Below are 22,858 nucleotides of genomic sequence, written 5' to 3' on the forward strand. Positions count from 1 at the left end.
GGCTTTGGGGAGAAGGCTGATGCCGCATTCCGCAAGTCTCGTCGTGCATGAATTCCGGTGCCGCCTGGGGGCGGGCCGGCCAATCTCTGGGAGGAGTTCATGAAGAAATCAGTTCTCGCTTTCGGCGCACTCGCGCTTGGCGTCGCCTTTTCCGCTCCGGCAATGGCGGCAGATGTTTCTGCATGCCTGATCACCAAGACCGACACCAACCCCTTCTTCGTCAAGATGAAGGAAGGTGCGACGGCCAAGGCCAAGGAACTCGGCGTCACGCTGAAGTCCTACGCCGGCAAGATCGACGGTGACAGCGAAAGCCAGGTCGCAGCGATCGAAAGCTGCATCGCCGATGGTGCAAAGGGTATTCTGATCGCCGCTTCGGACACCAAGGGCATCGTGTCGTCGGTCAAGAAGGCTCGCGATGCTGGCCTGCTCGTCATCGCGCTCGACACGCCGCTTGAGCCGGCCGATGCTGCCGACGCCACTTTCGCCACCGACAACCTGCTCGCCGGCAAGCTGATCGGCCAGTGGGCCAAGGAAACGCTTGGGGACAAGGTAAAGGACGCCAAGGTCGGCTTCCTCGACCTGACGCCGTCGCAGCCGACCGTCGACGTCCTGCGCGACCAGGGCTTCATGATGGGCTTCGGCATCGATCCGAAGGACCCGAACAAGATCGGCGATGAGGATGATCCGCGCGTCGTCGGCCATGACGTGACCAACGGCAATGAGGAAGGCGGCCGCAAGGCTATGGAAAACCTCCTCCAGAAGGATCCTGGTATCAACGTCATCCACACGATCAATGAACCGGCTGCCGTCGGTGCCTATCAGGCGCTGAAGGCCGTCGGCATGGAAAAGAACGTACTGATCGTATCGGTCGATGGCGGTTGCCCGGGTGTGAAGTCGGTCAAGGAAGGCGTTATCGGCGCCACCTCGCAGCAATATCCGCTGATGATGGCGGCACTCGGCGTCGAGGCGATCAAGAAGTTCGCCGATAGCGGTGAAAAGCCGAAGCCGACCGAAGGCAAGTCCTTCTTCGATACCGGCGTTTCGCTCGTCACCGACAAGCCGGTCTCCGGCGTCAAGTCGATCGACACCAAGGAAGGCACGGACAAGTGCTGGGGCTGAGCCCTGCCTGATTGACATCAGAATGGCCGGGGCTTGATCCCCGGCCTTTTTGGGCGGACGATACGTCGCCGCCCGCCAAACCGGCTCAGCAAAGACCGGAAGGATATCGGCGACGGCTTCCGCGTGGGTTCGGCGCGCGGATGCGAAGGAGGAACAATGACCGGAACACAGGAATTTGAACGCGTCCTCGACGACAGCGACAAGAGTGTTGCCTCGTTCGAGCACGAGAACGTCTCGCTGATCAAGCGCGCGCAGCATTTTCTGCACTCGACGCCGGCTGCCGTGCCGTTGATCGTGCTGGTGCTGGCAATCGTGATCTTCGGAATAGCGATCGGCGGACGTTTCTTCTCGTCCTATACGCTGACGCTGATCCTGCAGCAGATCGCTATCGTCGGCATTCTCGGAGCGGCCCAGACGCTGGTCATCCTGACCGCCGGCATCGATCTTTCGATCGGCGTCATCATGGTCATCTCGGCCGTCATCATGGGCAATGTCGCCATCACCTACGGCATACCGACACCGATCGCAGTGGTCGCCGGGCTTGTCGTCGGCGGGCTCTGCGGATTGCTGAACGGCTTCCTCATCGCCTATATGAAGCTGCCGCCCTTCATCGTCACGCTCGGCACCTGGAATATCGTCATGGCGACGAATTTCATCTATTCCGCCAATGAGACGATCCGCGACACCGACGTCGACGAACAGGCGCCACTGCTTCATCTTTTCGCCATAAGCTTCAAGCTCGGCAGCGCCGTGCTCACACTCGGCGTCATCGCCATGGTGCTGCTCGTCGTGCTGCTCTGGTATGTACTAAATCACACCGCATGGGGCCGGCATGTCTATGCCGTTGGCGACGATCCGGAGGCGGCCAAGCTCTCCGGCATCCAGACCAAGAAGGTGCTGCTGACCGTTTACGCCATATCAGGCGTCATTGCCGCCTTGGCCGCCTGGGTCTCGATCGGCCGCAATGGCTCGATCTCGCCGTCTTCGGCCGTCACGGACTTTAACCTCCAGGCGATCACCGCGACGGTGATTGGCGGCATTTCGCTGTTCGGCGGCCGCGGCTCCATTCTCGGCACGCTCTTCGGCGCGATGATCGTCGGCGTCGTGTCGATGGGCCTCAACATGCTCGGCGCCGACCCGCAATGGAAGGTTCTTTTGACTGGCGTGCTGATTATCGCCGCCGTTGCTATCGATCAGTGGATCAGAAAGGTTTCGGTATAATCATGGCTGTCGAACCCATTCTCACTGCACGGGGCCTCGTCAAGCGTTATGGACGCGTTACCGCGCTCGACAATGCCGATTTCGATCTCTATCCGGGCGAAATCCTTGCCGTCATCGGCGATAACGGCGCCGGCAAGTCCTCGCTCATCAAGGCGATATCGGGCGCGGTCACCCCCGATGATGGGGTGATCACCCTGGAAGGCCGGCAGGTGCAGTTCAGATCGCCGATGGAAGCGCGCGACGCCGGCATCGAGACCGTCTACCAGAACCTCGCCCTTTCGCCGGCGCTGTCGATCGCCGACAACATGTTCCTCGGCCGCGAGATTCGCAAACCGGGCATGCTCGGCTCCTTTTTCCGCATGCTGGACCGGCCGGCGATGGAAAAGCAGGCGCGCAACAAGCTTTCCGAGCTCGGCCTGATGACCATCCAGAATATCAATCAGGCGGTGGAAACGCTCTCCGGCGGTCAGCGCCAGGGCGTTGCCGTTGCCCGCGCCGCCGCTTTCGGTTCAAAAGTCATCATCATGGATGAGCCGACTGCCGCCCTCGGCGTGAAAGAAAGTCGCCGCGTGCTGGAGCTCATTCTCGATGTGCGTGCCCGCGGCATTCCGATCGTGCTCATCTCGCACAACATGCCGCATGTCTTCGAAGTCGCCGACCGTATCCATATCCATCGCCTCGGGCGCCGCTTGACGGTCATCGATCCCAAGGAATACACGATGTCCGATGCCGTCGCCTTCATGACCGGCGCCAAGGCAGTCCCTGCGGAGCCCGTTGCCGCATGAGTGCCCGGATTGACGACATTGTCGGCGAGGTGCTGAGCCGCGCCGGCGATTCCAGACGTTTCCTCATTGCCATCGCCGGTCCGCCCGGCGCTGGCAAATCCACCATGGCCGACAATGTGGCAAACGGCCTGAAGGCCAAGGGCGAGAGTGCCTCGGTGCTTCCCATGGATGGCTTCCATATGGACAACGCCGTTCTCATCGAGCGTGGTCTGCTGGCCCGCAAGGGCATTCCGGAAACCTTCGACGTGCGCGGCTTCCTCGATATCGTCAAAGCCGTGCGCCCCGCCGATCAGGAAGTCCTCGTTCCCGTCTTCGACCGCTCGCGCGAGCTTGCCATCGCCTCGGCCCGGCCGATCGATCCCAACGATCGCTTCATCATCATCGAAGGCAACTATCTGCTTTTTACCGAGGGCAAATGGGCCGAGCTCGACGGCATCTTCGATTACACGATCATGCTCGCCCCGCCCATGGAGGTTCTGGAGGAGCGTCTCTGGGATCGCTGGCGCGGCTATAAGCTGACTGAGGAAGAAGCGAGCGCCAAAGTCTACGGCAACGACCTGCCGAACGGCCGCCTGATCCTCGAAAATCGCCGTCCTGCCGATATGACATTGGAAATCGCGCTGGCCTGAACAGTTGTTTCCGGACCGGTCTTGATGCTATCGAGGCGAAACCCGCATCGCTTCGGAGGCTTCCATGCAATCGCTCACCATCCGCCGTCCTGACGACTGGCATCTGCATCTGCGCGACGGCGCCATGCTGGAAGGCGTGATTGGTGATACGAGCCGCATCTTCGCGCGCGCGATCATCATGCCGAACCTGGTGCCGCCGGTTGTCACGACAACGGATGCGGCAGCCTATCGCGACCGCATCATGAAGGCGCTTCCTGCCGGTCATCGCTTTCAGCCGCTGATGACGCTCTATCTGACCGAACATACGAGCGCTGATGACGTCGAGGAAGGCAAGAAGAGCGGCCTCATCACCGCCGTGAAACTCTATCCCGCCGGCGCCACGACGAATTCGCATGGCGGCGTGCGCGATATGGAAAAGGCGATGCCTGTGCTGGAACGCATGGCCAAGATCGGCCTGCCGCTCTGCGTCCATGGCGAGGTGACGACGCCTGATGTCGATATCTTCGATCGTGAAGCAGTCTTCATCGAGACGGTGCTGGACCCGCTGCGCAAGCGCCTGCCGGAACTGAAGGTGACGATGGAGCATGTCACCACCGCTGACGGGATCGATTACATCAAGTCGGCCAAGGCTAATCTCGCCGGTTCCATCACCACCCATCACCTGATCATCAACCGTAATGCCATCCTCGTCGGCGGCATTCGTCCGCATTATTACTGCCTGCCCGTCGCCAAGCGCGAGAACCACAGGCTGGCTCTCCGGGCTGCTGCGACGAGCGGTGACACCAGGTTCTTCCTCGGCACGGATTCTGCCCCGCATGTCGACCCACTCAAGGAATGCGCCTGCGGCTGCGCGGGGATCTATACCTCGATCAACACGATGAGCTGCCTTGCCCATGTGTTCGAGCAGGATGGCGCGCTCGACAGGCTGGAGGCCTTTGCCTCCCTGAATGGCCCTGCCTGGTATGGGCTAGCGCCCAACGAGGAACGCGTCACGCTGGAGCGGCAGGCTGAGCCCGTGACCTTCCCCGCCAGAATTGAAACCGGCGCCGGGCCGGTTACCGTCTTCGATCCCATGTTCCCACTGCATTGGCAGGTCAGGGCCTGAAAAAAAGACGTGTGTGCTTGAATATTTCTTCTTATGATTGCTGCAGAATGTTGAATTTGTAACATTCGGCCCGCGCAATCCATGATTTTTTAACGGAATGCATAAGACATTAGTCAGCAGTGACGAGATAGATTTTAGAACGTTATCGGCGCGGCAGGAGCCGCGGAGATCTAAAAGCATGATGCTTGACTACAATTCACTGCTGCTGGCGCTTGGCGTTTCAGCAACCTGCCTTGCCGTGACGCTCATGGGGAGCTGGATCGCGCGCCGGGCCGAGACATTTCTTCTCACCTGCACATTCGGCCTCGTTCTCGTCGTTGCCGGCATTTTTGCCTACGCCTTCTATGTGGAACAGCCCGGACGCATGCTTGGTGCTGGCAATTTCATGTTGTTTCATGCGGGGTTTGCGACCATCTGGGGCGCCGGCTATCAGTTCCGCACTGGCCGGATTCCGCTTTTCGGCATCGCCGTCCGCTCAATCGTCGCCATGGCGACTGCCGTTCCGCCGATGATCGCCGGGCTGGATGGCCTTGCTTTCATGGCTGATAACCTCGCCATCGCCTTCCTGCTCTTCACGACTGCCCGGCAATATTGGTTAGGCCGTGCCGAAGCACCTGCGCCGATCTCAGGCATTACCGCCCTCTACACATTGACGGCGATTTCCTTCGTGCTCTGCGCCGCTGTATTGATCTGGGATGGCAAGCTGGTGCTCGGAGCCGCGCCCAGCAATTGGGCGGAAGATCTGAGCCTTGCCATGTGCATTGCCGGCATGACCGGCATCGGCGCCCTGTCGCTGGCGCTGCATCAGTGGCGGCTTGCCGCCCGTCACCGCATCGACGCGATCACCGACCCGCTGACCGGCCTGCTGAACCGCCGCGCTCTGTTCGACCAGCACGGTACCCGCACCATGGGCGTTTCGACCGCGGTCATCGTCTTCGACATCGACCATTTCAAATCGGTGAACGACCGTTACGGCCATGCAGCCGGCGATCACGTCCTGAAGGTCTTTGCCGGCGAACTTTCGGCCAATTGCCGTAGCGGCGATACGGCCGCCCGCCTTGGTGGCGAGGAATTCGCTCTCGTGCTGAAGGAGATCATGCCCGGCCGCGCCGAGCTTGCCGCCGAGCGTATCCGCAAGGCCTTCGAGGACCGCGACATCTATATCGAAGACGAGGTTCTCAATTGCACCGTCAGTGCCGGCGTCGCCCCTGGCCGGTCCAAGCCACTGGATTTCGACGCCATGCTGGGCGAGGCGGATAAGGCGCTCTATGTCGCAAAAGGCGCCGGCCGAAATCGTGTCGAACTTGCCAGCCATCTGCATTCGGTGCCGTCAGGCGTCGTGCGCTCTGCCTCTTGATCCGTCTGCCGACCTTTCGTAAGCTGATCGTCGGCCGGATGCAGCCAGCCGCCCCGCGATGCGCAAGCATTATGGTGAATGCATCCAAATCCACCTTCACATCCTTGCTCCTGGCAAACGATGGCGAACGGGTCAGCAGACGCGGGCACTGATCTTCCTGTTTGCCGCCAACGGAAGGATGGATACATGCGCGATTTTCGCGATGCCAAGCTTATGGCAAAAACCCTGCGGCAGGCGCTTGCCGACCGCGATATTTCCCTTACCCACAGCGAAACGCTGGAGATTGTCGCCAAACAATTCGGCTTCGACCAGTGGAACATTCTCTCTGCTAAACTGGATGAGACCGAAGGCGCCCGATCTCCGATCGGCATAGAACCGCCGGTGCCGATCTTCCGCATTTTCTCGGTCGAGAAGGCCATGGAATTCTATTGCGGCTTCCTCGGCTTCACTCTGGATTGGGAACATCGCTTCGGTGAGAATTTTCCGCTTTATTGCCAGGTCTCGCGCGAGAACATGCAACTGCACTTGAGCGAACATTCGGGCGATGCAAGCCCCGGCGCTCGGGCTTTCGTGCGTGTGAAGGATATCGGCGCCTATCAGGCCGAGCTTGCCGCGAGGAACTACCGCTACATGAAACCGGGCATCGAGGAAGCGCCCTGGGGCCTGGAGATGGCCGTCATCGACCCCTTCAGCAACCGCATCACCTTCTGCCAGCAGAACTAGCGCAATTCCCGCAAATGCGGGAAGCAACGAAGGGGCGGAGTGTCATTCCCTCCGCCCTTTTCAGATGAGCATCAGCGCCCGGACAAATGCGATGGAAGCCAGCAGCGAGGCAATCGTACGCACATGGTTCCACCATGTCCAATCTTTGAGATAGGTCGTCCAGAGCTGCACCGCTTCCGGCCCGTTGCCGCTCACCTTTCCCAATGCATCGTTCATCGGCACGTTGAAGACGATGGTGGAGAGGAAGGATGCGGCGATATAGAGCGACACGCCGGCCAGCATCAGTGACGATGCGCCGCCGCGCCAGTTCGCGAAGGCCAATACCGCGATCACGATGCAGAGGATCGCGGTCGGCACGAAAAGCAGCATGAAGGGCGAGCGCACGATGGTCATGTTGATGGAATTCATCGCTGCGATGCCTTGCTCGGGCGGAATGCGCGCGAAGGCGGTCATGATGAAGGTCGAGAAGGCGAAGAAGATGCCGGCGACAAGACCGCTGCCAATGGCCGCAGCGACAAGGGAAATGACGAGAACGATCTGCATGGTCAGGCGCTCCATAGTCCGATTGCTGCGGTCTCCCGCGCATATTGGCTGAAATCGCTCGCCGGGCGGCCGAGAATGTCTGATACGCCACTCATAACCTGCGAATTGCGCCCGTCGAGCACCTCGCCGAAGAGCTCTTCCAGTAGCGCGATGACCGGCTCCGGCATTCCCGCGGCGGCGAGACCCTCCTTAAAATCCGTCATCGGGACCTGTTCATACTCGATCGACCGGCCCGAAGCGGCGGCGATTTCGGCCACGGCTTCGCGGAAGGTCAGGGCGCGAGGGCCGGTCAGCTCATAGATCTTGTTGCGATGCCTGATATCAGTCAAGGCTGCCACCGCCGCATCGGCGATGTCGCCGGCATCGATGAAGGGCTCCCTGATATTGCCGACGGGAAGCTGCAGCTTGCCGGAAAGCAATGGTTCCAGAAAAGCGCCTTCGCTGAAATTCTGGTTGAACCAGGAGGCGCGCAGGATCGTGTAGCCGATCCCGGATGTTTTGAGAGCTTCCTCGCTCTTTTGCGCACCCTCTTCGCCCCGGCCGGAAAGCAGCACGATATGCTGCAACCCGCATTCCCCTGCGAGCTTTGAAAGGGCTTCGATGGCCTCTGCCGCCCATGAGACGGCAAGGTCCGGCTGGAAGGCGACATAGGCGCTCGTTGCTCCCGTGAGCGCATTGCGCCAACTCGCGCGATCCTCCCAGTCGAAGGCCGGTATCGTGGAACGGGACGCCTTGCGCACGTTAAGTCCCAGCTTTTCCAGCCTGTCGGCAATGCGGCCACCGGTTTTGCCCGATCCGCCGATCAGAACGATTTCGGAATTCTGCATATCGAAACTCCTCTTCGATCAAAATAAGAGAGACTCTCTCATTTGCAAAATGAGATAAACTCTCTTATTTTCTTTGTCAACAGTCGAAGGAAGTGGAAGATGGCAGAAGAAGTGATCGCACGGCGCAGGCGCCAGCAGGAGTCGACCGGTCAGCCACGCCGCATCCCGAGCCAGCAGCGTGGCCGCGAGCGCTTCGAAAAAATCCTGACAGTCGCCTCCGAGCTCATCGAAAAGAAAGGCAGTGATGCTCTGAAGATGAGCGAGATCGTTGAAAAAGCTGAGCTTTCCTTCGGCGCCCTCTATCAGTATTTCCCGGACAAGACCTCGATCATCCGCACGCTAGCCGAGCGCTTCAACGAGCAGGGCCGACAATGCGTAGCCGACGAACTGGCCAAGGTGACGGACGCCGACAATCTGCGGACGGCTCTCTGCGTCATCGCCGATGAATATTATGCCTTCTTTCGCCGCGAGCCTGTGATGCGCGATATCTGGCACGCGACCCACACGGATAAGCTCCTCCAGGAAGTCGATGCCGAAGATATGGAATTCCACGCGCAGGCCCTGCTTTCAGTGCTAAAACAGCTATGGCCGGAGCGGACCGAGACGGAGCTTCTGGCCATCGCCCGGCTGACGATGCAGCTTCTTGCGGCCGCGGTCCGTTATGCCGTTTCGCTGGATGAGAAAGAGGGCGCGCAGGCGATCGCGCTCTTCAAGAAGATGCAGGTTGCGGATATCGGCCGCCTGCTCGGCTGACGGCCCTCTTCCATCTGGAAACCGGCCGCTCTTGCTGCTATTGCCGCTGGAACGTCAGCCGAAGGAGTAAGCCGCATGATCCAGACCACATTTCCCGACCGCGCCGTCATGGCAGAGCTGCTGGCAAAGATGCTCTGGGAGATCAAGGCGGTGCACTTCAGCCCCGAGACGCCCTACAAATATGCCTCCGGCATCATGAGCCCCGTTTATATCGACTGCCGCAAGCTTCTCTCCTTCCCGCGCGTCCGCTCCACGGTGATGGATTTTGCCGCCAGCACCCTCCTGCGCGATGCCGGTTTTGAGCAGTTCGATTGCATCGCCGGCGGCGAGACCGCAGGCATTCCCTTCGCAGCCCTGCTTGCCGATCGCCTCAGCCTGCCGATGATCTATGTCCGCAAAAAGCCGAAGGGCCATGGCCGCAATGCGCAGATCGAAGGCGACATGAAGGACGGCGCCCGCGTCCTCGTTATCGAGGATCTGACGACCGCGGGCGGCAGCATGTTCACCTTCATCGATGCCATCAGATCCGCCGGCGGTATCGTCGATCACGGCATCGCGCTCTTCTTCTACGGAATCTTCCCCGAGGCACATCAGCGCTTTGCCAATGGCAAGGTTCAGCTCCATTATATCGCCACATGGCGGGAGGTTCTGGCAATCGCCAGGCAGCAGAAGCTTTTCGATGACAAGACGCTGCACGAAGTCGAGGCCTTCCTCGATGCGCCGCTCGCCTGGTCGGCGAGGAATGGTGGCGTGAGTGAGCTTTCGCTCTAGCCTTTTGACAAAAGCTCGCTTAATCGATTGAAGAACGCGCAAGTCCTGTTGGGAGGAATTCGATGATTTTGTGCTGCGGCGAAGCCCTGATCGACATGCTGCCGAGGGACACGACCCTTGGCGAAAGGGGCTTTGCGCCCTATGCCGGCGGCGCGATCTTCAATACCGCGATTGCGCTCGGGCGCCTCGGCATACCCACGGCCTTCTTCACCGGCATTGCCGATGACATGATGGGCGAGATCCTGCTGGATACGCTGAAGGCAAGCAATGTCGATTACAGCCCTTGCGCCATCACCCCGCGCCCTTCGACCATCGCCTTCGTCAAGCTCGTCAACGGCCAGGCGACTTATGCCTTCTACGACGAGGGCACGGCTGGCCGCATGATCACGTCAGATGACCTGCCCGATCTCGGCGATGACTGCGAAGCCCTGCATTTCGGCGCGATCAGCCTCATCCCGAGCCCCTGCGGCGAAACCTATGAGGCGCTTCTCGACCGCGAAGCCGCTACGCGCGTCATCTCTCTCGACCCGAACATCCGCCCCGGTTTCATCAAGGATAAGCCGGCGCATATGGCCCGCATCAAGCGCATGGCCGCCAAGTCCGACATCGTCAAATTCTCCGACGAGGATCTCGAATGGTTCGGCCTGGAAGGCGACCATGATGCGCTTGCCGCCCACTGGCTGAACCACGGCGCCAAGCTCGTCGTCATCACCAAGGGCGCCGAAGGTGCCACCGGCTACACCAACGCGCGTAAGGTCACCGTACCGAGCGAGCGTGTGACTGTCGTCGACACGGTCGGCGCCGGCGACACTTTCGATGCCGGCATTCTCGCCTCGCTGAAGAAGGACAACCTGCTGACCAAGGCGCAGGTCGCCAATCTTGATGAGCAGGCCCTGCGCAACGCCCTGGCTCTTGGCGCCAAGGCGGCCGCGGTGACCGTCTCCCGCGCCGGCGCCAATCCGCCCTGGGCGAAAGAGATCGGCCTCTGAGCCTTAAGCGATCCGGTCGAGAAAAGCACGGACCTCGCGATTGAAGAGGTCCGGCTGCTGCAGCGGGGCGAAATGGCTGACACCGGGCAGCAGCACGAATTCCGCATCCGGGATCGTCCTTGCCAGATAGTCGGCATGCTCGGGCTTGATGAATTCGTCATGCTCACCGAGCACGATGGAGACCGGCACCTTGATGCCTGTCAGCTGCTCGGCCGAATAATTCGGCTCCGTCGCCATCATTTTCGAGACGTCGCCGACGAAAGCTTCGAACTGGTCAGGTGTCGCCGATAGGGCCTGATAATCCTTCCTGTGACGGCTGAAGCAACGGTCGATGACCGGCGTCGCCTTGAATTCCTTAGTGCCGGTGGAGTCCATGTTGCAGGCGAAGAAAAATACGCCGCAGACCCGGTCCGGCTGCTGGTCGGCCAGGATCAAGGACGTACAGGCGCCATCGCTCCAGCCGATGAAGGCCGCTTCTTCGATTCCGGTATGATCCATGACCGCAAGCACGTCCGAAGCCATCAGGTGATAGGTGTAGGGACGCTCGTCACGCGTGCTGCGGCCATGACCGCGGCTGTCGATCACCACGACCCGATGGCCGGCATCGACAAGCGCAGGAACCTGATAGCCCCAATTGCCGCTATTGCCGAGCCCGCCATGCAGAAGGATGACAGCGGGACCGGCGCCGTAACTCGCATACCAGACGCGGGCACCTTTGTTATCAACGAAGCCCTGCTCGTTCGAGGCCGGCAATGGCTGTGCCCCCTCGGCCTCGAATTTCACCAGCTCGTTATCCGTTGCAGTCATCAGCTCCTCCTCTGTCATTCTCTCTATAGACGACGAGATGCCCTGCAATTCGACAGGGTCAAACAAAAAAAGCCCACCCGTGTGACGGATGGGCTTCGATAGCAGCGAGATCGCCAGGATTACTTGGCGAGCTTTGCCAGCGCAGCGACAAGACCCTGCGTCGAGGAGTCGTGACCGGCAGCGCTTTCCTTGCCTTCGACGACGGGCAGCAGGCCGGTCGCCAGCTCCTTGCCGAGCTCGACGCCCCACTGGTCGAAGGAGTTGATGCGGAAGAGCACGCCTTCGACGAAAACGCGGTGCTCGTAGAGCGCGATCAGGCGGCCGAGCGCGTAGGGCGTCAGCTTGTCATAGACGAAGGTGATCGACGGGCGGTTGCCGTTGAAGACGCGGTGGGGCGCGATGAAATCGGCCTGCTTGTCTTCCATGCCCTTGTCGGTCAGCTGCTTCTTGGCCTCATCGAAGGTGCGGCCCTTCATGAGGGCTTCCGACTGGGCGAGAACGTTCGACATCAGCAGCTGGTGCTGATGGCGCAGCTCAGGCTCGAAGCCGTTGGCGGCGATCATGAATTCGGCCGGGATGATGCTCGTGCCCTGGTGGATGAGCTGGTAGAAGGCGTGTTGGCCATTGGTGCCGGGCTCGCCCCAGACGACCGGGCCGGAATTGCCTTCGACCGGCGTGCCGTCGATGGTGACGCCCTTGCCGTTCGATTCCATGTCGAGCTGCTGCAGATAGGCAGGGAAGCGGGACAGGCGCTGGTCATAGGGCAAGATGGCGCGTGTCGGGTAGCCCAGAACATTCCGGTGGTAGAAGCCGATGAGGCCGAGCAGGACAGGCAGGTTCTCGGCAATCGGCGCCTTGCGGAAATGATTGTCGATGGCATGTGCGCCATCGAGGAACTTGCCGAAATTTTCGGGGCCGACAGCGATCATCAGCGGCAGGCCGATTGCCGACCAGATCGAATACCGACCGCCGACCCAGTCCCAGAAACCGAAGACGCGTTCGCTTTCGATGCCGAAGGCGGAAACCTTCTCAAGCGCCGTCGAAACGGCGGCGAAGTGATGCTGAACGGCCGCCTCGCCGAGCGCGCCGGCGATGAACTTACGCGCCGTCTGCGCATTGGTCATCGTTTCGACGGTCGTGAAGGTCTTGGAGGCGACGATGAAGAGCGTCGTTTCCGGCTCAACCAGCTTCAGGATGTCGGCAATATGGGCGCCGTCGATGTTGGAGACGAAATGGGCGCGGGGGCCATCATGGAACGGTGCAAGCGCCAGCGTCGCCATGACAGGGCCGAGATCCGAACCGCCGATGCCGATATTGATGACATCGGTGATCTTCTTGCCGGTCGCACCCTTCAGCGCACCCGAGCGGACACCATCGGCAAACTTGCCCATGGCGGCGAGCACGGCGTTGACGTCAGGCATGACATCCTTGCCGTCCACCAGAACGGGTGTGTTGGAGCGGTTGCGCAGCGCCGTATGCAGCACGGCGCGATTTTCGGTAAAATTGATCGCCTTGCCGGAGAACATCTCATCGCGCTTCTCTGCAACACCGCCTTCTTCGGCGAGCTTCACCAGAAGCTTCAGGATCTCGTCGTTGACGGCCGTCTTGGAAAAATCCATCAGCAGGTCGTCAAGCGATGCGGAAAAGCGCGAGAAGCGCTGCGGATCATCAGCGAATGCGGCGCGCAGATCGGTGGCCTTGGTGGCTGCTGCGGTGCTCTTCAGTTGTTCGACGATGGCAGTCATGGGAGACTCCTTTGGAGGCGGAGAGGGTTGCGGAAACTATTCTCTTTCCGGCAGTCAAATCAAGTTCAGCCATCTGACGAAATATGAAAAAAGCCACCCGCGACAAGCGGATGGCCCTCAATTTCATGAGACCGTCAAATTCAGCCGCGCAGGTCCTTGCGCAGGATCTTGCCGACCGGGCTCTTCGGCAGCTCGGTGCGGAATTCGATGAAGCGCGGCCGCTTGTAATTGGTGAGATTGGCCGCGCAATGGGCCTTCACATCGGCTTCGGTGAGACCTGGGTCCTTGCGAACGATGAAGAGCTTCACCGCCTCGCCGGAATGCCCGTCCGGCACGCCGATCGCTGCCGCCTCCAGGATGCCGGGATGCATGGCGGCCACTTCCTCGATCTCGTTCGGATAGACGTTGAAGCCGGAGACGAGGATCATGTCCTTCTTGCGGTCGACGATCTTGGTGTAGCCGCGCTCGTCCATGAAGCCCATGTCGCCGCTGCGGAAATAGCCATCCGGCGTCATCACCCGCGCCGTCTCGTCGGGCTTGTTCCAGTAACCGGCCATGACCTGCGGGCCGCGGATGCAGATCTCGCCGATCTCGCCAAGCGGCAGCGAATTGCCGTCCTCGTCGCGGATGTCGAGTTCCGTCGAGGGAATGGGAAGGCCGATCGAGCCCGTGAATTCGGGGGAATCGAAACGGTTGGCGGTCGCCACCGGCGATGTCTCGGAGAGACCGTAACCTTCGGTAATATGCGAGCCCGTCACCTTCAGCCAGCGTTCCGCTACCGGCCGCTGCACGGCCATGCCGCCGCCGAGCGACATGACGAGCGAGGAGAAATCGAGCTTGGCGAAGTCGGCATTGTTGAGCAGCGCGTTGAACAGCGTATTCAGGCCGGGGAAAATGTGGATATCGGACTTCTGGAATTCCTGCACCAACCCCGGAATGTCGCGCGGATTGGCGATCAGCACATTACGGGCGCCGAGCGACATGCCCATCAGCGAATTCACCGTCAGCGCGAAGATATGGTAGAGCGGCAGCGCGCAGAGGAAGTTCAGGACTTCAGGCTGCTTCTTCTTGTCGAAGGCGGATTTCAGCCAGAGCTGCAGCTGCATCTTGTTGGCAAGCAGGTTCTGATGCGTCAGCACTGCCCCCTTGGCAATGCCGGTCGTCCCGCCCGTATATTGCAGGAAGGCGATGTCGCTGCCGGTGAGCGCAACAGGCGCGAGCGTCTTGCCCGCACCTTCGGACAGCACCTGCCGGAAGCTCTTATGCTGCGGAATGGACCAGGACGGGACCAGCTTCTTCACCCGGCGGACGATGAAGTTGACGATATGTCCCTTGGGGCCGAGCATTTCGCCGAGCGAGCTGACGACGACATGGCGCAGGTCGGTCTTGTTGATGACCTGTTCGACGGTGCGCGCGAAGTTTTCCAGAACGAAGATCGCCTTGGCACCGGAATCGTTGAGCTGGTGCTCGAGTTCGCGCGGCGTATAGAGCGGGTTGACGTTTACGACGACGAGACCGGCGCGCAGGATGCCATAGACCGCGACGGGGTTCTGCAGCACGTTCGGCATCATCACGGCGACCCGATCGCCCTTCTGCAGGCCGGCGCCCTGCAGCCAGGCGGCCACCTTGCGGGTCTGGCTTTCGAGCTCGCGATAACTCATCGACCTGCCCATGCTGGAAAAGGCTTTCCGGTCGGCAAAACGCGCGCAGCTCTTTTCCAGAAGATCCGGCAGCGATGTAAATTCCAGTGGGGGAATCTGGGCCGGAATGATGTCCGGATAGGTGGCAAGCCATGGTTTTTCCGATTTCGCACCACCAGGGTGGACGGAAATACTGTTCATTGTCTCTCTCTCCCATTCGGCTGCCAAAACCGGATGACACCGGTCGATCGGAAGATCCTCCATCCTCCGTCACGGCAGCTTATGCCATTGCTTGAGCGGTTCAAGCGGATTGAGGCTACAATAACCTTGACGTAAACGTCAATATCGCGAAGGCGGCATATGAACATGAGGCGATGGGGAACTTTGAAGCATAGGTCACGTTTTATTGGGGTGGATAAACCCACGACGAAACGATCAAAGGAGGTGCACAATGCTCAATCAGGATACTGACGCCACCCGCCGTGACCCGAATGTGAAGGATACGCCGACGTTGATCGCCAGCGACCGCGTTGAAGGCACCCGCGTCTATGGCGCCGATGGCAAGCACATCGGTTCCATCGAGCGCCTCATCCTCGGGAAGCAGGATGGCCGCGTGGCTTACGCGGTCCTGAGTTTCGGTGGCTTCCTCGGCATCGGCCACGAGCACTATCCGCTGCCATGGGCGAAGCTGAGCTACGACACCCAGTTGGACGGTTACCGCATTGATCTCACCAAGGAACAGATCGAAGGCGCGCCGAGCTACGCGGATGACGACGACACCTGGTACAACGATAATGGCCGCCGCGTTTACGATTATTATGGCGTGCCGCCCTACTGGATGTAACGTCGTCTGCGAGGACGAGCCGGATGGAGGCCCCGCGAGAGCGGGGCCTTTCAGTTTTTGCTCACGAGATCATTGGCGCAGCGCAGTATCGGTCCGACCGCGATGTCCTCGATCGACAGATGTTTCTCGGTCATGACGCGGAAGACATGGCTTTCACCGGGCATCAGCGTCACCAGCATCGAATCCACTACAGCCGCGGGATCGAGCCGATCCGCCATCAGGCAGAGATCCTTCAGAAAGCTCCGCGCAGTCACTGCGACATCCCAGCCATCGGCCGATCTCGTCAGGGATATGGCGAGTTCCGGTGAAGGAAGTTTCAGGTCGATATCCTCGACGAAATAATGGAAGGCGCGTTTATCCAGCATCTGGACGACGATGACTTCCTCATCCGCCGAACCTGATGTTGCGATATCCTCCGGCAGGGGAAATTCCTTCGCCTCGAAACGATCGCAGAGCAGCCGCCAGAATTCGAATTCCGCCAGCACCGTCCCATCAAGCCGCATCCGCTTGCCACTGATCTTCGAGCGCCAGAACAGCGTCTGCTCGTTGACAGCAATAGCCGAAAGGCCGCCGTCGCGCGGCTGGATCGTTAGCAGGCGTGGATGAAAAGCCTGCTGCATCGCATACCAGAGCGGCTTGCGCCGCCCGGCGGAATCGAGCGCTGCCCAGGAGGTGACCGGCCAGCAGTCATTGAACTGCCAGACGACAGCGCCCTTGCAGATGTCACGATGCGAACGCATGTGCTCGACCGCGAAGCGGATGGCGCGTGCCTGATTGAGCTGCGTTGCAAAATGCCAGTCGTCCATGCCCTGCGGCACAGGCAGATGCCCGGCAAGACCCTTGATCAGCTTGTCATTGCCCTGCGTCGCCTTCTGATGGTGGAAAACGCCGTGCGATTCCGGCGTCAGCGGTTCGTCATGCACACTTTCCTGAAGCGTCGCCCAGGCCGGCGGCGCCTGCCAGCCGAACTCGGAGCAGAAGCGCGGAATATAGTTGCGATAGACCTCGTAGCCGACGTCGTTCCAGACATCCCAGATATGCTTGCAGCCATGCCGGTCGTCATTCGGCTCGATCTCCATGGAACCGGAATAGGGGCTGCCCGGATAATAGGGCCGGTCAGGATCGAGTTCGGCACAAAGCGCCGGCAGCACATCGAGATAGTAGCCGAGGCCCCAGCTGACGCCGTCCTTGATGATCGGCCGCCAGCCCCATTCGTCGAAACCCCAGATATTCTCGTTGTTACCGTTCCAGATGATCAGAGATGCATGCGGCATCAGCCGCACGACATTGTCCCGCACCTCGGCGATCACCTCGCTGTGCAGCGGCTCTTCCTCCGGATAAGAGGCGCAGGCGAACAGGAAATCCTGCCAGACGAGCATGCCGGCCCGGTCGCAGGTCTCGTAGAATTCGTCCCGCTCGAAGATACCGCCGCCCCACACACGCAGCAGGTTGATATTGGCAGCCTTCGCCTCGTCGATGCGCGCTGCATAGCGCTCGGCCGTCACGCGCGAGGGAAAACAGTCATCCGGTATCCAATTGGCGCCGCAGGCAAAGATCGGCACCTCGTTGATAACGAAGGTGAAGGCCGAACCGTGTTCATCCGGGGATGTGTCGAGGCGCAGCGACCGGAAGCCGATCTGCTTCGAATAGCGATCGAGGATGTTCCCGCTCTCGTCCTGCAGCCGGATCTCCAGCGGATAAAGCGGCTGCGCACCGAGATGATGCGGCCACCAGAGCTGCGGCGAGGGGACGCGAACCTCGAAGGAAACCTCCTGCGCATCCGCTTCGACCGCGATCGTTTGCGTCACGCCGCCGATCTCGGCAACGAGCGTAGCGGGCGCCGTTTCGCCATGTTTCGCCAGCCGCGCATGCACCTTGACCAGACCATCGCCGCCCGCAAGCGTCGCCGAAACCCTTGTAGCGGCAAGCCGCACCCGATCCCAGCTCTCCAGCCGGACCGGCTTCCAGAGCCCTGCGGTCACCAGCGTCGGACCCCAGTCCCAGCCGAAGTTGCTGGCCATCTTCCGGACCAGGTTGCCCGGCCCGGGATAATTGTTCGGGCGGTAGCCGTAGTGCTGCTCCATCTCGGCGCCATAGGCATAGACGGAGCGGAAGGTGACGCTGAGTTCGTTTTCGCCCTTCCGCAACAGTGACGAAACATCGAAGCGGTAGGTGCGGTGCATGTTGAAGGTGCGGCCGATCTCCTCGCCGTTCAGGCGGATCGTCGCGATCGTGTCCATGCCCTCGAAGACGAGCTCCTGTATCCTGCCGTCATCGGGCGCGGCCTCGAAGCTTAGCCGATAGATCCAATCCGTCTTGCCGATCCAGTCGTTGGTGATCTCATTGATATCGAGGTAGGGATCGGGGATCAGCCTGGCGGCGAGAAGATCCAGGTGCACGCAGCCCGGCACGGTTGCAGGTATGGACGCTGGCAGATTATCTCTTCCTGTATCGTTACAGGAAAGCGTCCAGCCGTTATCGAAGTCTCTCTTCTCGATCATGTCAGCTCTTATGTCCTATTGAAAACGGCCGTGGCGCTGCAGCACTTCGATCTTGTAGCCGTCAGGATCGGTGATGAAGAAGAACAGCCCGAACAGCTTGCCGTCGCGGTTGAGTTCCACGAGCTTGCCGGGGTTGAGGCCGAGATCCGTCAGCCGCTTGTGCTCGACCTGCACTTCCTGGACGGAAATGGCGAGATGGCCGTAGCCGTCGCCGAGATTGTAGGGCTCGATGCGGCCCTTGTTAACCGTCAGTTCCAGCTCGAAGCCGGTCTCGTCATTGCTCATATAGATCAGCGTGAAAGTTTCGAAATCGACGCGGTCGGCGACCTCAAGCCCGAAGACCTTGCTATAGAAATCGACCGAGCGCGTCTCGTCCAGAACGCGGATCATGGAATGGATCATCTTGGCCAAGGCGGTCTCCCATCGCTCACTCTACCGCTGCCTTGGTAGCCGTCCTCTCAAGCCGGACGCAAGCCCATTCTGCGCGTGATCGCGCCTTCGAGCATTCCGACGACATCATAGATCAGCACCGCCATCAACCCGACGATCAACCCGCCCTGCAGGATGAAGGCGGTATTGTCGGAGATCAGGCCGGCGATGATGACCTCGCCGAGGCCCTTTGCCGCGACCGTCGAGCCGATCGTCGCCGTGCCGATATTGATGACCGTCGCGACCTTCAGCCCTTCGAGGATCAGCGGCAATGCGAGCGGCAGTTCGACCTGGAAGAGACGCTGCATCCCGTTCATGCCCATGCCATCGGCGGCGTCCAGCACCTGCGGCGACACCTGCTTCAGGCCTGCGACGGTATTTTCGAAGATCGGCAGCAGGCCATAGAGAAAGAGCGCAATCAGCGTCGGCGCAGCACCGAAACCGGTGGCGGGTACGGCAAGCGCCAGGACCGCAACGGGCGGAAATGTCTGGCCGGCATTGGCAATGGCGCGCGACAGCGGCAGGAAATCTGCGCCGCTCGGCCGCGTGACGAAGATGCCGCCGAGTACGGCCAGTACCGCGCTGCCGATGATGGAGATGAGAACGAGTTCCAGATGGCCGAGCGCCAGCGAAGCGAGGCTATTCTGTATATAGACCGGTGGGGCATTGTTGTTGGTGAGCGGCACCAGCATGAAGGAGAGCCACTCTGTCCTGAAGATCAGGATGAGTAGCAGCACCAATGCCAGCGCGCGAAAGAGATTGGCGATAATAAATTTCATGCCTTGCGGCCCAGTTCGATGAGCCGGTTCATCGAAATCGAACCCACCGCCGCCTTGTTCGCGTCCTGCACGGCAGCCTCGTCCACGCCCTGCCAGATCATTTCGGCCAGCGCATCGCGCAGATTGAGCGACTGTGCCAGCGAATAGGACAAGCCGGACTTGGCGGGCTCCATGCTGTCCTTCAGCGGCGTGAGCGACATCAGCTTCAGTGCCCGGTCGGAAGTGCCGGTCAATTGCTGCACGAAGGGATCGGCAGGCTCCGTCAGGATCTTTTCCGGCGTCGAGCATTGCAGCAGATTGCCCTCGCTCATGACGGCAATCTGATTGCCGAGATGGAAGGCCTCGTCCATGTCATGGGTCACGAGAACAACCGTCGTGCCGAACTGTTTCTGGATCGCCAGCAGATCGTCCTGCGCCTTGCCGCGGATGACGGGATCGAGCGCGCCGAAGGGCTCGTCCATCAACAGAAGTTCCGGCTCGGCCGCCAGTGCGCGGGCAACGCCGACACGTTGCTGCTGGCCGCCCGACAGTTGATGCGGATATTTCTCCGCGAATGTCGCCGGGTCGAGATTGAAGAGGCCAAGCAGTTCCGTCACTCGGCTGTCGGTGCGGGCTGCGTCCCAGCCGAGAAGCTGCGGCACAGTGGCAATGTTCTGAGCCACCGTCCGATGCGGAAAAAGCCCGTGCCCCTGAATGGCATAGCCGATCTTGCGGCGAAGCTCGGTCGCCGGCACGTCCATGATGTTCTGTCCGCCGACGAAGATCTGCCCTTCGGTGATCGGCACAAGCCGGTTGATCATCCGCATCAGCGTCGATTTGCCGGAGCCCGATGTGCCGACGACAACGGTAATCGAACCCTTCTCGACGCTCATGGAGACATTGTCGACGACCGTTGCCGAGCCGTAGCGCTTGGTGACGTTCCTGATCTCGATCTTGCTCATACGGCTGGCCCCTGGATGCTTTCGATGACCGCATCGAGGATGACGGCCGAGGAGAAGGCGAAGAAAACGGTCGGCACGGCGCCGAGCAGGACGAGGTCCATGGCCGTCTGGCCAAGCCCCTGGAAGATGAAGATGCCGAAGCCGCCCCCGCCGATCAGCGCGGCGATCGTCACCATGCCGATCGCCTGAACGAGCACGATGCGGATGCCGGTGAGGATGACCGGAAAGGCGAGCGGCAGGTCGATTCCAGCAAGGATCTGCCGGCGTGTCAGCCCCATGCCCGCGGCGGCATCACGCACCGAGGGATCGACGCCTTCAAGGCCGACAACCGTATTGGCGACGATCGGCAGCAGCGAATAAAGCACGAGCGCAATCAGCGCCGGCGCGGTGCCGATGCCGCGAATGCCGATATCGGCCGCGAGCGGCACGTTTGCGGCGAGATAGCCGAGCGGCAGCATCAAGAGGCCGAAAAGTGCCAGGCTCGGAATGGTCTGGATGAGGCTCAGGATCCGCAGCACGATGGCGCGCAGTTTCGGCACCCAGAAGCAGAGGATACCGAGCGGCAACCCGAGCACGATGGCGATGGCAAGTGAACCGAAAGCCAGCAGCAGGTGGGAGATTGCCTCGCTCCAGAACTGGTCGGCCCGTGTCGAAAACTCCCTCAGGATCGACAGGCTGTCGAGCAGGCCGGACGCGAGGCAGATCACGAGCAAAGCGGTGTAGGCGGCCAGTGACGCAACACGCATCCACGGTGTCAGCTTTATCTTCACCAACGCGTCGGAGATGATGAGGCCGATAACGCCGAGCAGCACCCAGAAGCTGCCGCCGGGCGTCATGCGCGCCACGGTGCTGCCTGACGGTGTCGAGGCGGTCGCCACCAGCCCGATAGCGGCAATTAGTGCGATAAGGCAGAGCGTGCCGAGAGCAAGCCGGATGAAGGCGCTTTTCAGAAAGAGCGTCGCCAAGGCAGTGGCAATCAGCAGGGCCAGCAGAATGACGACGGAAGGCTGGGGAAGAAGCTGTGTCAGCAGCATCGGCTTGCCGGCGGCGATACGGTTTGCCTTCACATAGATGAATGGCAGAAGCGCCGTCGCCACAATGCCGCCTGCCACCAGTACCACGCCGAGCCGGTCCAGCTTGCGGACCGCTAAGGTTTCTTCCATCGATCCTACCCTGTCCGGAAAGTGCCCCGCCCGAATGCCGGGCGGGGCAGCAGGCAATTACTTCAGGAAGCCTTTTTCCTTCAGATAGGCTTCGGCTACGGACTTCGCCGGCTCGCCGTCGACCTGGATCTTGGCATTGAGCTTGCGCAACTCGTCAGCTGTCAGGCTCTGGAAGATCGGAGTGAGGATTTCCTGGATCTTCGGGTTCGCCTGCAGCACGGCTTCGCGGATGATCGGGGTCGGTGCATAGACCTGCTGCACGCTCTTGTCGTCTTCGAGAACCGTCAGTTGGGCAGCTTCGATCGCGCCATCGGTGCCGTAGACCATGGCGGTGTTGACGCCGTTGGTCTGGTCAGCCGCAGCCTTGATCGTTGCCGCCGTATCGCCACCCGAAAGCACGACTTCCTGGTCCGGCTTCAGGGTGAAGCCGTAAGTCGTCTGGAAGGCAGGCAGGGCGCCGGCAGAATTGACGAATTCGGCGGAGGCTGCGAGCTTGGCGGCACCGCCACCCGAAACCCACTTGCCGAAATCGGACATGGTCTTGAGGTTATTCGGACCGGCGACGTCGCTGCGCACGGCAAGCGCCCAGGTGTTGTTGGCAGGTGAAGGCGTCAGCCAGACAATCTTGTTGGCATCGTAATCGAGCTTCTTGGCCGCCTGGTAGCCCTGTTCGAGATTCTTCCAGGCTGCGTCATCGGCCTTGTTGAAGAAGAAGCCGGCATTGCCGGTATATTCCGGATAGATATCGATTTCGCCCGCAGTGATCGCCTTGCGCACGACCGGGGTTGCGCCAAGTGCGATGCGGTCCTTCGTCTTGATACCGTTGGCTTCCAGCGCGAGCACGATGACGTTGCCGAGCAGCGTGCCTTCGGTGTCGATCTTCGACGAAACGACGACGTCTGCGGCGTGCGCCGCGCCGGCCGCAAAGGCGGAAAGCGTGACGGCAAGTGCGAATTTCCTAAGCATGATTATCCCCTTGGTTGAACACCGTTAAACGTCGCGAAGGCCCCGAACGCGAAGCCTGCGCGCATAAAACCAGCCGGCATGGTCAGCTCGGGCCATCATGCCGGAAATACGTGCGTCATGGAAATAGTGTGCATGCCCGAAAAATCGATGCCCGAAAATCGAAGCAGCCCCCTCCAGTATTCGCTCTCGCGGCGCGATTATGGCGGCGAATGCAGACCGTT

At 60.7% G+C, this 22,858-nt stretch carries 22 protein-coding genes; 11 read left to right on the forward strand and 11 right to left on the reverse strand.

Annotated features, from left to right (window positions below; all coding sequences use genetic code 11):
* The first annotated feature begins 99 nt into the window (after window positions 1-99).
* The 7 genes from AC1D35_RS10805 (at window position 100) to AC1D35_RS10835 (ending at window position 6,939) form a co-directional block, all read left to right on the forward strand.
* Entirely contained in the window at window positions 100-1,119 is a 1,020-nt protein-coding gene (locus tag AC1D35_RS10805; RefSeq protein ID WP_113298405.1) for a sugar ABC transporter substrate-binding protein, read from the forward strand.
* Window positions 1,120-1,275: 156 nt separating this feature from the next.
* Entirely contained in the window at window positions 1,276-2,340 is a 1,065-nt protein-coding gene (locus AC1D35_RS10810) for an ABC transporter permease (RefSeq protein WP_113307033.1), read from the forward strand.
* Between the two features lie 2 nt (window positions 2,341-2,342).
* Window positions 2,343-3,125, forward strand: coding sequence for a sugar ABC transporter ATP-binding protein (locus AC1D35_RS10815; RefSeq protein WP_113298407.1), 783 nt, complete (start codon window positions 2,343-2,345; stop codon window positions 3,123-3,125).
* Entirely contained in the window at window positions 3,122-3,754 is a 633-nt protein-coding gene (locus AC1D35_RS10820; protein ID WP_113298408.1) for a nucleoside triphosphate hydrolase, read from the forward strand. Before AC1D35_RS10815 ends, AC1D35_RS10820 begins: the two co-directional genes overlap by 4 nt.
* A gap of 64 nt (window positions 3,755-3,818) precedes the next feature.
* The gene (gene pyrC / locus AC1D35_RS10825) at window positions 3,819-4,859 is read left to right on the forward strand and encodes a dihydroorotase (protein ID WP_113307032.1); all 1,041 of its coding nucleotides are present in this window, start codon (window positions 3,819-3,821) and stop codon (window positions 4,857-4,859) included.
* 178 nt (window positions 4,860-5,037) lie between these two features.
* Window positions 5,038-6,216 (forward strand): GGDEF domain-containing protein, encoded by a 1,179-nt coding sequence (locus AC1D35_RS10830; protein ID WP_477832357.1) that lies wholly within the window; start codon window positions 5,038-5,040, stop codon window positions 6,214-6,216.
* Between the two features lie 186 nt (window positions 6,217-6,402).
* Window positions 6,403-6,939 (forward strand): bleomycin resistance protein, encoded by a 537-nt coding sequence (locus AC1D35_RS10835; protein ID WP_113307031.1) that lies wholly within the window; start codon window positions 6,403-6,405, stop codon window positions 6,937-6,939.
* 60 nt (window positions 6,940-6,999) lie between these two features.
* Here the strand turns inward: AC1D35_RS10835 and AC1D35_RS10840 are convergent, their stop codons facing one another.
* Window positions 7,000-7,482, reverse strand: a complete 483-nt coding sequence (locus AC1D35_RS10840; RefSeq protein ID WP_113307081.1) for an anthrone oxygenase family protein — start codon at window positions 7,480-7,482, stop codon at window positions 7,000-7,002.
* 2 nt (window positions 7,483-7,484) lie between these two features.
* Window positions 7,485-8,309: an NmrA family NAD(P)-binding protein gene (locus AC1D35_RS10845; RefSeq protein ID WP_113307030.1), complete on the reverse strand. Its 825-nt coding sequence runs from the start codon at window positions 8,307-8,309 to the stop codon at window positions 7,485-7,487.
* A gap of 99 nt (window positions 8,310-8,408) precedes the next feature.
* Here AC1D35_RS10845 and AC1D35_RS10850 point away from each other — a divergent pair, with 99 nt between their 5' ends.
* The 3 genes from AC1D35_RS10850 to AC1D35_RS10860 all read left to right on the forward strand — a co-directional run bounded on the left by AC1D35_RS10850 (window position 8,409) and on the right by AC1D35_RS10860 (window position 10,822).
* Window positions 8,409-9,062: a TetR/AcrR family transcriptional regulator gene (locus AC1D35_RS10850; protein ID WP_113307029.1), complete on the forward strand. Its 654-nt coding sequence runs from the start codon at window positions 8,409-8,411 to the stop codon at window positions 9,060-9,062.
* A gap of 75 nt (window positions 9,063-9,137) precedes the next feature.
* On the forward strand, window positions 9,138-9,833 hold the full coding sequence (locus AC1D35_RS10855) for an orotate phosphoribosyltransferase (protein WP_477938579.1): 696 nt from the start codon (window positions 9,138-9,140) through the stop codon (window positions 9,831-9,833).
* Window positions 9,834-9,895: 62 nt separating this feature from the next.
* Window positions 9,896-10,822, forward strand: a complete 927-nt coding sequence (locus AC1D35_RS10860; protein WP_113307027.1) for a carbohydrate kinase family protein — start codon at window positions 9,896-9,898, stop codon at window positions 10,820-10,822.
* 3 nt (window positions 10,823-10,825) lie between these two features.
* Here the strand turns inward: AC1D35_RS10860 and AC1D35_RS10865 are convergent, their stop codons facing one another.
* From AC1D35_RS10865 to AC1D35_RS10875, 3 genes are all read right to left on the reverse strand, one after another.
* Complete coding sequence (locus AC1D35_RS10865) at window positions 10,826-11,629, reverse strand: alpha/beta fold hydrolase (protein WP_113307026.1); 804 nt, start codon at window positions 11,627-11,629, stop codon at window positions 10,826-10,828.
* Window positions 11,630-11,748: 119 nt separating this feature from the next.
* Window positions 11,749-13,374 carry a glucose-6-phosphate isomerase gene (pgi, locus tag AC1D35_RS10870; protein WP_113307025.1) on the reverse strand — a complete coding sequence of 542 codons (1,626 nt, stop codon included), beginning with the start codon at window positions 13,372-13,374 and terminating at the stop codon, window positions 11,749-11,751.
* A gap of 140 nt (window positions 13,375-13,514) precedes the next feature.
* Window positions 13,515-15,215 (reverse strand): long-chain fatty acid--CoA ligase, encoded by a 1,701-nt coding sequence (locus AC1D35_RS10875; protein WP_113307024.1) that lies wholly within the window; start codon window positions 15,213-15,215, stop codon window positions 13,515-13,517.
* Between the two features lie 250 nt (window positions 15,216-15,465).
* Here AC1D35_RS10875 and AC1D35_RS10880 point away from each other — a divergent pair, with 250 nt between their 5' ends.
* Window positions 15,466-15,858, forward strand: coding sequence for a PRC-barrel domain-containing protein (locus AC1D35_RS10880; protein WP_113298421.1), 393 nt, complete (start codon window positions 15,466-15,468; stop codon window positions 15,856-15,858).
* 50 nt (window positions 15,859-15,908) lie between these two features.
* Here the strand turns inward: AC1D35_RS10880 and AC1D35_RS10885 are convergent, their stop codons facing one another.
* The 6 genes from AC1D35_RS10885 to osmF are packed head-to-tail and all read right to left on the reverse strand — an operon-like array spanning window position 15,909 to window position 22,637.
* A complete protein-coding gene (locus AC1D35_RS10885) occupies window positions 15,909-18,359 on the reverse strand; it encodes a glycoside hydrolase family 2 protein (protein WP_113307023.1) in 2,451 nt (816 codons plus the stop codon).
* Window positions 18,360-18,374: 15 nt separating this feature from the next.
* Complete coding sequence (locus tag AC1D35_RS10890) at window positions 18,375-18,770, reverse strand: VOC family protein (protein WP_113307022.1); 396 nt, start codon at window positions 18,768-18,770, stop codon at window positions 18,375-18,377.
* A gap of 47 nt (window positions 18,771-18,817) precedes the next feature.
* Window positions 18,818-19,567: an ABC transporter permease gene (locus AC1D35_RS10895; RefSeq protein ID WP_113298424.1), complete on the reverse strand. Its 750-nt coding sequence runs from the start codon at window positions 19,565-19,567 to the stop codon at window positions 18,818-18,820.
* On the reverse strand, window positions 19,564-20,508 hold the full coding sequence (locus tag AC1D35_RS10900) for an ABC transporter ATP-binding protein (protein ID WP_113307021.1): 945 nt from the start codon (window positions 20,506-20,508) through the stop codon (window positions 19,564-19,566). The genes AC1D35_RS10895 and AC1D35_RS10900 overlap by 4 nt, the downstream gene beginning before the upstream one ends.
* Window positions 20,505-21,671, reverse strand: a complete 1,167-nt coding sequence (locus AC1D35_RS10905; RefSeq protein ID WP_113298426.1) for an ABC transporter permease — start codon at window positions 21,669-21,671, stop codon at window positions 20,505-20,507. Before AC1D35_RS10905 ends, AC1D35_RS10900 begins: the two co-directional genes overlap by 4 nt.
* Before the next feature lie 57 nt (window positions 21,672-21,728).
* A complete protein-coding gene (osmF, locus tag AC1D35_RS10910; protein ID WP_113298427.1) occupies window positions 21,729-22,637 on the reverse strand; it encodes a glycine betaine ABC transporter substrate-binding protein OsmF in 909 nt (302 codons plus the stop codon).
* Between the last annotated feature and the right edge of the window lie 221 nt (window positions 22,638-22,858).

This window comes from Rhizobium sp. P1_E6 (genome assembly GCF_056405875.1).

Excerpts from the sequence above, each read along its gene's own strand:
- AC1D35_RS10855 (WP_477938579.1), top strand. The coding sequence starts at position 9,138 with ATGATCCAGACCACATTTCCCGACCGCGCCGTCATGGCAGAGCTGCTG.
- AC1D35_RS10905 (WP_113298426.1), bottom strand. The coding sequence starts at position 21,671 with ATGGAAGAAACCTTAGCGGTCCGCAAGCTGGACCGGCTCGGCGTGGTA.
- AC1D35_RS10895 (WP_113298424.1), bottom strand. The coding sequence starts at position 19,567 with ATGAAATTTATTATCGCCAATCTCTTTCGCGCGCTGGCATTGGTGCTG.
- AC1D35_RS10840 (WP_113307081.1), bottom strand. The coding sequence starts at position 7,482 with ATGCAGATCGTTCTCGTCATTTCCCTTGTCGCTGCGGCCATTGGCAGC.
- AC1D35_RS10845 (WP_113307030.1), bottom strand. The coding sequence starts at position 8,309 with ATGCAGAATTCCGAAATCGTTCTGATCGGCGGATCGGGCAAAACCGGT.
- AC1D35_RS10860 (WP_113307027.1), top strand. The coding sequence starts at position 9,896 with ATGATTTTGTGCTGCGGCGAAGCCCTGATCGACATGCTGCCGAGGGAC.
- AC1D35_RS10875 (WP_113307024.1), bottom strand. The coding sequence starts at position 15,215 with ATGAACAGTATTTCCGTCCACCCTGGTGGTGCGAAATCGGAAAAACCA.
- pyrC (WP_113307032.1), top strand. The coding sequence starts at position 3,819 with ATGCAATCGCTCACCATCCGCCGTCCTGACGACTGGCATCTGCATCTG.
- osmF (WP_113298427.1), bottom strand. The coding sequence starts at position 22,637 with ATGCTTAGGAAATTCGCACTTGCCGTCACGCTTTCCGCCTTTGCGGCC.
- AC1D35_RS10830 (WP_477832357.1), top strand. The coding sequence starts at position 5,038 with ATGATGCTTGACTACAATTCACTGCTGCTGGCGCTTGGCGTTTCAGCA.
- pgi (WP_113307025.1), bottom strand. The coding sequence starts at position 13,374 with ATGACTGCCATCGTCGAACAACTGAAGAGCACCGCAGCAGCCACCAAG.
- AC1D35_RS10850 (WP_113307029.1), top strand. The coding sequence starts at position 8,409 with ATGGCAGAAGAAGTGATCGCACGGCGCAGGCGCCAGCAGGAGTCGACC.
- AC1D35_RS10820 (WP_113298408.1), top strand. The coding sequence starts at position 3,122 with ATGAGTGCCCGGATTGACGACATTGTCGGCGAGGTGCTGAGCCGCGCC.
- AC1D35_RS10900 (WP_113307021.1), bottom strand. The coding sequence starts at position 20,508 with ATGAGCAAGATCGAGATCAGGAACGTCACCAAGCGCTACGGCTCGGCA.
- AC1D35_RS10885 (WP_113307023.1), bottom strand. The coding sequence starts at position 18,359 with ATGATCGAGAAGAGAGACTTCGATAACGGCTGGACGCTTTCCTGTAAC.
- AC1D35_RS10865 (WP_113307026.1), bottom strand. The coding sequence starts at position 11,629 with ATGACTGCAACGGATAACGAGCTGGTGAAATTCGAGGCCGAGGGGGCA.
- AC1D35_RS10835 (WP_113307031.1), top strand. The coding sequence starts at position 6,403 with ATGCGCGATTTTCGCGATGCCAAGCTTATGGCAAAAACCCTGCGGCAG.
- AC1D35_RS10810 (WP_113307033.1), top strand. The coding sequence starts at position 1,276 with ATGACCGGAACACAGGAATTTGAACGCGTCCTCGACGACAGCGACAAG.
- AC1D35_RS10880 (WP_113298421.1), top strand. The coding sequence starts at position 15,466 with ATGCTCAATCAGGATACTGACGCCACCCGCCGTGACCCGAATGTGAAG.
- AC1D35_RS10815 (WP_113298407.1), top strand. The coding sequence starts at position 2,343 with ATGGCTGTCGAACCCATTCTCACTGCACGGGGCCTCGTCAAGCGTTAT.
- AC1D35_RS10805 (WP_113298405.1), top strand. The coding sequence starts at position 100 with ATGAAGAAATCAGTTCTCGCTTTCGGCGCACTCGCGCTTGGCGTCGCC.